Raw genomic sequence first — 8,552 nt, 5'->3', positions numbered from 1 at the left:
CGGGCCGGCCTCGGCACGCGGGGCGAGCCGGGTGAACATGTCCGCCGCCGCGTCCGGGGACAGCACCCCCACCGGGACCCTGGTGACCGCTCCGGGCAGATCCGCCAGGTGCCGCCGGCTGGTGACCAGCACGAGGCAGCCCTCGGCGGCGGGCAGCAAGGGGATGACCTGGCCGCTGCTTGCCGCGTTGTCCAGTACCAGCAGGGCCCGCTGGCCCGCCATCCGGTCTCGCCATAGCGCGACCCTGCCCTCCAGGTCGGTGGGTATGGACCGCGCGGCGACACCGACAGCCGACAAGAGCAGCGCCAGCGCGGCCTCCGGCGGCACAGGGTCTTGTCCGGGAGTGTGAGCGTGCAGGTTCATGAAAAGCTGCCAGTCGGGGAACTGGCCGCGCAGCAGGTGGGCGGTGTGCACGGCGAGCGCGGTCTTGCCCACTCCGGGCATGCCGTCGATCGCGCACACCGTGACCGCGCTGGTGGTCCCGGCGGCCTCGGCCACCGCGGCCTTGATGCGGTTCATCTCCGCATCCCGGCCGGTGAACACCGCGGTATCCGGCGGCAGCGAGTACCGGACCGCCAGTGCGGACACCGGCACAGGGCCGGTGAAGCCGGCGACGTCGCGAGGCGGGGTGTGCACCGTCGTCGTCCCGTTGCCGGCCGCGGGCGCGTGCTCCGAGGTGTGCCCGGTGGCGGCCGCCTCCATGAACTCATCGCGGTCAGCACCCGCCAGGCCCAGCGCGTCCGCCAGCAGATGCGCCGTTTCCGCCCGGGCGGTCAGGTAAATGCCGCGCTCTAGGTTGCTGACGGTCTGCTCACTGATGTTGGCCCGGCGGGCGAGCCGGGCCTGTGAAAGCCCGCGGTCCTGGCGGTGACGCCTGAGCAATTGACCGAGCAGCATCGCGTTCACCCCTCGGACCTGGTCATGACGCGCCCATCAGCGCGGCGCTGCCCTGCGGTTACCTGCGGGAAGCTATGGGATCCTTCTGTGGCGCGATAACCCCACGCCCGCCGAGACTGAATAAGGGGCATTCGGTCAAACGGGGCAGGATGCGACCACTTCAGGTATCAAGAATAGGGCAGCCAGGCTGCTGGCTTGATCCGGCCGGGGCATTACCGGTACCGGTGCTCGTGGCGCGGAGGGGGCGCCGCGATAACCATCTCGGCTCCGGCCGGCCGCACCGTCGCCGGGACGCGGCGCCTGCCGGTACTCGCGATTTGAGATCAGCAGCCTGGGTGCCGATGGGACAGGTATTGCGCGCTGTTAGTGGGACGCGGGCGTATCAGGACGCCGGAACGCTGCAGGATATCGCGCTGCGGCTGGAATACATGGTGAGCCAGATCACCCCGGAGGAATTCGGCTGGCAGGACGCGAACTACGATCGTGATTCAGCGCTCGGCCGCGAACTGCTGTTCCTGATCGCGGATAACCAGTGGGTGCGTGCCACTTCGGAAACTATCGATATCACGCGGTCCGACGCCGTCGATACGACGATAAGGATCGACGTCGACCTTGATCGTATTACCCATGAGGCCTTCCGTGGCCGGGTCGGGCAGCTTTGGCTCCCTGTCCTGGTATTGCCCCCGCTGCACCGGCGGCTCCCGGAACCAGATCCGTTCTCCACGCTGACGGTGACCGACGCCAGCGGGAGCCCGCTTGTGACCCTTCCCGGCGCGGACGTACGGCACCGCGTGGCCGCTGCCCTGACCGAGATCATCCTCAACGTCCAGGCTTGGCTGCCCGATGCGGGTGACCGGGGTTTCAGCGCTACCCGCGATCACCGGCTGCTGCTGTCCGCGGCCATCTACCGTCTGCTGCGCAGCGAGCATGTGCCGACCAACGTCCTGGAACGCAAGGTGCCTCCGCGGCAGGCCGCCGAGGGGCACTTGCCGAGAATCGGACGTGTGCGCCGCGAGCTGGGCGAACTGCTCGCGGACTATTCGAGTCTGCTGGCCAGGCCGGCAACCCAGAACGGCGACTCGGCCGCCAGGGACGCGGCCTCCGCGCGGCGCCTCACCGAGCGGGCGGTCATGGTGCTGCGCGCGTTCGCCGAAGCCGCGATCGTCGTCGTGCTAGCCGACCGCACGCACACGCCGACCGTGCTGACGGTGACGGTCCCCGGCCGGGCGCTGCACCAGGCACCGGAAAGAGCGGCCGAGCTGGCCGGGCCGGTCACGGCCAGTGCCCGAAGGTGGGCCGGGCCTGGCCTGAGGCGCTGGCTGCACCCCACTAACTGGGTGCTGCCCCGGGCGAGCTTGCAGATTGACCTGCTCTTGCCGTCAGCGGATGCTGACCGCCTGGTTCAGGTGAACCTGCCCGAGGGGGTATCACCCGATCCGTCCCGGCCGGTGAACACCCGGGCCGAGCTTGAGGTCAGGACTGAGCAGCCGCGCCCGATACGCCAGCTCAGCGACCTGGTCGCGCAGCTGGCCGGGGCCGGCCAGGACTGGCCGACGCCGCTCAGCCAGAGCCTTGCCGACCTGGCCGGGGCCAAGGCGGCCGCGGTGCGGGAGTCGCTGCGGGACCACCGCGTCGGGGTGGCCCATGGCATGCCCGCGATCACCAGGAAAGAGTCCACCACCCGCACCAGGGAATTCCGCCAGCGCCTGGACAGGCTGGGCCTGGTGCTTGGTGACGTCTCGGCCGCGGGGCTGACCCCCGCGGCACGCCGCGAGCTCGGGGACGCCTGGGGAAGCCAGGACAGCCAGGGGCCTGGCGGCTGGCTTGAGGTACCCATGCAGCGGAGAACGGCAACCGAGACCGTCAACCCGGACATCGTGGTGGCGCGGTCCCGCATGATCGAGGACGCCACCCAGCGGGCGACGCCAACAGAAGCCAGGATGCAGGTCCACATCGCCGTCACAGACTCGGAGTATTTCTCGACTTCTCAGTTCTCCGGCTGGATGAGCGTCCTGCTGATGACGGTCGTACTCGCCTTCTTCATCGCCGCGCGAGCCTTGGCGCAGGACGTGGGCGGCACTCAGGTCAGCGCCGAGGTCCTGGCCTTCGTGCTGACCCTCTTCTCGGCCATCCAGGTCGGCCGGATCGAACGACCGGACCGGTCCACCGTGCGGGGCATGCTGGCACCGGCCGGCAACCCGCTGATCATCGCCTCGATCCTGCCGACGGTGATCCTGGCCGTCGCGCTCGCCTTCTCCCGTGACGCGGACTGGGGCATCACATGGACTGGCACCTGCATCGGCGCGCAGCTGGTGCTGCTGCGACTGTGGCTGTTGATGCGGCGGCGGGCCCTTGCCCGCGGACGCCAGCAGACCGCGGACCGCGAACTGCCCGGCGGGCTGACCCTGTATACGGACACCCCTGACTACGCGCACACCGACGTTCTGCGCAGCGGCTGGTGGCGCAACACCACAGCGGACGCGCTGATGGTCGGCCGGCAAGCCTACGGCTACGTCGTGTGGCAGCACGCAGCCCCGCAGACCCTGCGCTCCCTGCTCCAGGGCGGCCGGCCAGTCACACCTGCGAACGAGCAGGCATCCTGGATGCCTGACTGGGTGCGCAACGGCCGGGCACTGCTGCGGGACAGGTTGCAGGGCGCCAGGCAGGCCGCCGACGGCAGCTCGGGCGCTTACCCAGACGACGACTCAGCGGCCGGCAATTCAGTCGCGGGAACCTCTCCCCTTGAGCACCCTGCCAACGTCCTGGCCCTGCAGCGCTCCAGTACTGGCGGGCAGTCCCTCACGTTCGCTGTCTTCCGGGATGAGCCCAAAGCAGACTGGCAGCCTGCTGAGGTGATAAAGGTCGCTCTTGACCCTGGCCGGCTGGCTCCGGCGGACGATGTCTCCGGCGTGATCGGCGTATACATCGGCCTTGGCCGGGGACAAGGGCTGCTCCCGGTCAGTGCCCACCCGGTCACCATGATGCTGCGGGCAGCCGCGCGCAGGCGGGTTACCGTGCTGGAAGTCCAGCTGCCGCTGCCCGCGCCAGAGGCCGCCTACACCGACCTGCAGTGGGCCCGGGTGCAGCTAGGCCTGCAAGATGGTGACATCAAGCGGCTGACACCCCTGCTGAACGACATCCACGATCTCGCCGCACCGGCCAGCGGCCGGCCGCACGCCGGGCACCACTACCCGGCCGCTAACGGCACGCCGCCCCCCGCGCTGGTGATCGGCGTGCAAACCGTCGCGGAGGGCATCCCCAGGATCCTCAACCCCCGGCCCGCGGTAGCCAATCCAGGGCCCGCCGCCGAACAGGCCGAGACCATGACCGGCTCAGCTCTCCTGGTGCTGGCCAGCGACCTCGACGTCATCGCGTCCAGCGGAATCGACAAGACCGAGAGCGCCGCGGCCAAGACATGGCGCGTCATGGCCATCTGCACTGACTGGCACGTCGGCGTCGAGAGCGAGATCCTCAGCCGGCTTGACCCTGACCTTGGCCTGGCCGGCCTGACGGCGACCACCCTGCACGGGAAAGCGGTCCTGCTGCTGCTCGCCCACCGGACGAACCACGCTGGCGACCCGGACCCGGCCAGGCCGGCAGGGCACACCGGGCACACGGGGCACACCGGTGACGACCCTGTCTACCTCGACAAATGGCAGAGCAGGCTAGACCTTGGCCTGGCGGGACGACATCCGCTGCTGCGGGTGCACATGCGCACCCCTGACCGGCCAGGGGCGACGCTTGAGGTCCTCGAATCGCTGCGAGAGGCCCTGCGGGACATGGCACCTGAGTCGCTGGGAGAACGCGACTGGAACGTCTGGTACGCCCGCGTCGCGGTCGCCCACGGCAATACCGGCCAGATCCAGCTCACGGTCCGCCTCGCCGCCGACCCCGCGATGACTTTGACCGCGGGCAAGTCGATAACCCAGTGGGGAATGCGCGAGTTCTCAAAGATCGAGCGTCAGGCCCTCGCGGCGGCAGCCAGGAAAATGGCAGCCGCAAAAGCCGCGGCCGGTTCCTCCGATTCCGGCCTCTACGCACCAGAAGACACCGTAATAAGCGTTGGCCTTGTCAACACGGTGGACCTTGCCCGCCCTCCCGGGGAGCGCGGCCGAGGGCGCGAAGCTCATGCGCGGCAACCGTGACACCCGCGGTCGGGGCCCGGCGTCAACCGAGGATGCCGGCCAGTTTGGTGACGACATCGGCCCAGCCTGAGCCGACCTGCCCGGCAACCTCGGGCAGCGCCGCGGCCAGCTCGTCAAGCCGCTCCTGAACCAGGATGAGCGTGGTTCCGCCGCCGGGGGCGTCGCGAAGCGTGATGGTCAGCCGGGAGTCGTAGACCGGCCCGTTTTCGCGGTCGGGCCCGGCGAAGCCCCAGCGCCAGACGATCCGCCGATCGGGCACCAGCTCCAGGATCTGGCACTCGAAACCGCCGACAGGTAGCCCGCCGTTCGCCTGCCAGACCCGGTACCGGCCGCCGACGCGCTCCTCCACCTCGACCCGGGTCACCTCGTAGCTGCCCGGCGCCAGCCAGCGGCCGATCAGCTCAGGTTCCAGCCAGGCGCGATAGACCTGGTGCGCGGACGCGGGCAGGGTGCGTTCGATCCGCACCACGTGCTGACTGCCGGTGAGTGCGCTCACTGCTGTTCCTCCGCTGCGGTCGAATCGTCGTCGAACAGGGCTTGCATGGCAGCCAGCCGCTCGCTCCAGAAGCCCTCGTAGAAGCGCAGCCAGTCGAACGCCGAGGCGAGCGGCGCCGGATCCAGACGGCACACGCGCTGCCGCCCGCTCACCCTGCGGTGCAACAGGCCCGCCCGCTCAAGAACCTGCACATGCTTCGATGCCGCTGCCAGCGACATCGCCAACGGCGCAGCCAGCTCCCCCACCGTCAGCTCGCCGTCGGCGAGCCGGCCGAGCATGTCGCGCCGTGCCTTACTGGCCAGGGCGTGAAACACCGCGTCCATGCCTGCCTGACCCTCAACCATACGGTTGATGGTAGCGATTCCCGCGACGATCGTCAACCGATCGGTTGAATGAAACCGCCCGGCCCCTTGTCATCCGGTGGCGGCGACCGGTGAGATCACCGGGGTTCCTGACGCGGCTGGCGAAACGACCAGGGCATCGTCACCCAGCGGGCCGCCGCCCCACCCCCAGGGCGGGTCAGGGATCTTGCGGCGCAGCTCAGGGGCGATGTCGGACTGGAACAGCTCGAGGCTGGCCCGATGCTGCGCGCCGGTGAGGCCGCCGGCGTCGGCGTGCAGGTGCAGGACGGTGTGGCCGAGCTGCTCGTGGTAGCGGTGCACCTTGTCAATGACCTGAGCCGGGCTGCCGATCAGCGCCGACGACCGCTCGATGAAGTCCTCCAGGCTGGGGAAGACCGGCTGCAGCCCGAGGCGCTGCTGGAACGCCAGCTGCCTGGCAAAGACCGGCCGGTAGGCCTCGACGGCGTCCTGGGAATTGTGTGCCGAATAGTACCCGGCGGTCCCCGCGCCGACCGCGATAGCCGCGGGGTCGTGGCCATAGTGGGCCCAGCGCTCGCGGTAATAGCGGACCAGCTCGGCGTACGGGTCGATCGGGTTCGTCACGTTGGCTGAGAACAGCGGGTCGCCGTATCGGGCCGCGAGGTCGACCGACGCCTTGCTGGTGGCGCTGCCATGCCAGATGCGGATCGGGCGCTGCAGCGGCCGCGGCCACACCTCGGCCTCGTGCAGCGGCGGACGGAACTTCGTGTCGTAGGTGATCTTGTTGTGCCGCCACAGCCGCCGGAACACCTCATAGGACTCGGCGTTGCGGTCCCACTGGTCCCCGGGCGTGACGTGGAACAGCTCCCGCTGCGCGGCACCGTTGCCCTTGCCGATGATGAGCTCAAGGCGCCCGCCGGAGAGCTGGTCGAGGGTGGCGTAGTCCTCAAAGGCGCGCACCGGGTCCAGCAGGGACAGCGTCGTCACGGCGGTGAACAGGCGGATCCGCCTCGTCAGGGCGGCGATATGGCTGAGCACCACGGTCGGCGACGAGGAGACGAACGGCCGCTCGTGCCGCTCCCCTACACCGAACCCGTCGAAGCCGAGTTCTTCGGCGAGCAGGGCGCTGTCGAGCACCTCCCTGAACCGCTCGCGCGTGGACTTCTGCGCGCCGGTGAACGGGTCGGGGGCGTGGACGATGAGCGTGATCGTGATGAACCTCATGAGACGGCGCTCGCGGCCACGTGCCTGCCCTGCCGTCCCGTCTCGTCCGGCCGTCCCAGCGGGGCAAGGCCGAGGTGGTCGCGCAGCGTGCTGCCGGTGTAGTCGGCCCGGAAGACGCCACGCTCCTGGAGCAGCGGCACGACGTTGTCGACGAAGGGCGCCAGGCCGTCCGGGGTGATGTGCGGGACCAGGATGTACCCGTCGGCTGCGTCGGCCTGCACGAACTCGTTGATGATCCGCGCCACGGTCTCCGGCGAGCCGACGAACGACTGGCGGCCGGTGACCTCGATCACGACTTCGCGGGCCGAGAGCTTGCCTTCCGCGGCCCTGGCGCGCCACTCGCTGGCCAGGCCGACCGGGTCCTTGGCGAACTGCCGCACGCTGGCGCGGCCCTTGGAGATGAGGTTGTCGCTGACAACCGGGTCGAACTCGGGCAGCGGCCCGTCGACGTCGAAGCCGGGCAGTTCGGTGTTCCACAGCTGCTCGATCAAGCGCAGCGCGGTCTGCGGCGAGACCTGCGCCCGGCGCACCTGGCGGGCGACCTGCGCCGCCTCGGCGTCGGTGTCGGCGAGCACGAACGTGGCGGCGGGCAGGATCAGCAGCTGGTCCCTGGTGCGGCCGTACTTGGCCAGGCGGCCCTTCACGTCGGCGTAGAAGGCCTGGCCCGCCGCAAGCGTGGAGTGCCTTGAGAAGATCGCGTCGGCCGAGGAGGCGGCGAAGTCGCGGCCCTGGTCGGAGTCGCCTGCCTGGAAGACCACCGGCCGCCCCTGCGGGCTGCGGGGAACGTTGAACTGGCCCGCGATGTCGAAGAACGCGTCCTTGTGCGTGAAGGCGCCGGGAGCCGGAGCGGCCAGGAACCGGCCGTCCTGCTTGTCAGCGATGATCTCGTCGCCGTGCCAGGAGTCCCACAGCTCCGTCGCGGTCCGCAGGAACGTGCGCGCGCGCTCATAGCGGTCGCCCTGGGCCAGGTAGCCGCCGCGCCGGAAGTTCTCACCGGTGAAGGCGTCCCAGCTGGTCACGACGTTCCAGGCGGCGCGGCCGCCGGACAGGTGGTCCAGGGTGGCGAACTGGCGGGCCACCTCGTACGGCTCGTTGAACGTCGAGTTGATGGTTCCGGTGAGGCCGAGGTGGCCGGTGACCGCCGCCAGCGCGGCGAGGACGGTGAAGGTGTCCGGCCGGCCGACCACGTCCAGGTCGTAGATCAGCCCGTTCTGCTCGCGAAGGCGCAGCCCCTCGGCGAGGAACATGAAGTCGAACTTGCCCCGCTCCGCGGTCTGGGCGAAGCGGACGAACGAGTCGAACTCGATGTGGCTGCCAGCTGCCGGATCGCTCCACACTGTCGTGTTGTTCACACCGGGGAAGTGGGCGGCCAGGTGGATCTGCTTTGTCATGACTGGTGTCCTCGGCTCCGTTGGTCAGGCGGCGGCGCGTCCGCCTTGGCTAACGGAGCGGCGATCGTTAATATTCCCT

Annotated in this window: 6 protein-coding genes; 1 reads left to right on the top strand and 5 read right to left on the bottom strand. The window is 69.7% G+C overall.

Going from position 1 to position 8,552, the window contains the following annotated elements; translation table 11 throughout:
- Window positions 1-897: helix-turn-helix domain-containing protein (locus Q1N79_RS24385; protein WP_300612798.1), on the bottom strand; the 897-nt coding region annotated here is incomplete at its 3' end.
- Window positions 898-1,238: 341 nt separating this feature from the next.
- On the opposite strand from Q1N79_RS24385, the gene Q1N79_RS24380 reads away from it, so the two are divergent.
- On the top strand, window positions 1,239-5,042 hold the full coding sequence (locus Q1N79_RS24380; RefSeq protein WP_300612794.1) for a hypothetical protein: 3,804 nt from the start codon (window positions 1,239-1,241) through the stop codon (window positions 5,040-5,042).
- Between the two features lie 22 nt (window positions 5,043-5,064).
- On the opposite strand, the gene Q1N79_RS24375 is transcribed toward Q1N79_RS24380, so the two are convergent.
- From Q1N79_RS24375 to Q1N79_RS24360, 4 genes are all read right to left on the bottom strand, one after another.
- Window positions 5,065-5,538: an SRPBCC domain-containing protein gene (locus Q1N79_RS24375; RefSeq protein ID WP_300612792.1), complete on the bottom strand. Its 474-nt coding sequence runs from the start codon at window positions 5,536-5,538 to the stop codon at window positions 5,065-5,067.
- Window positions 5,535-5,882 (bottom strand): helix-turn-helix transcriptional regulator, encoded by a 348-nt coding sequence (locus tag Q1N79_RS24370; protein ID WP_300612790.1) that lies wholly within the window; start codon window positions 5,880-5,882, stop codon window positions 5,535-5,537. The genes Q1N79_RS24375 and Q1N79_RS24370 overlap by 4 nt, the downstream gene beginning before the upstream one ends.
- 69 nt (window positions 5,883-5,951) lie before the next feature.
- The gene (locus Q1N79_RS24365; RefSeq protein WP_300612788.1) at window positions 5,952-7,082 is read right to left on the bottom strand and encodes an LLM class flavin-dependent oxidoreductase; all 1,131 of its coding nucleotides are present in this window, start codon (window positions 7,080-7,082) and stop codon (window positions 5,952-5,954) included.
- Window positions 7,079-8,473, bottom strand: a complete 1,395-nt coding sequence (locus Q1N79_RS24360) for an NtaA/DmoA family FMN-dependent monooxygenase (RefSeq protein ID WP_300612787.1) — start codon at window positions 8,471-8,473, stop codon at window positions 7,079-7,081. Before Q1N79_RS24360 ends, Q1N79_RS24365 begins: the two co-directional genes overlap by 4 nt.
- Window positions 8,474-8,552: the final 79 nt, after the last annotated feature.

The sequence above is a fragment of the Trebonia sp. genome (assembly GCF_030042015.1).
GTDB lineage: Bacteria > Actinomycetota > Actinomycetes > Streptosporangiales > Streptosporangiaceae > Trebonia.
Note: the sequence above shows the minus strand (reverse complement) of the source record. Positions and strands in the feature narration are given on the sequence as shown.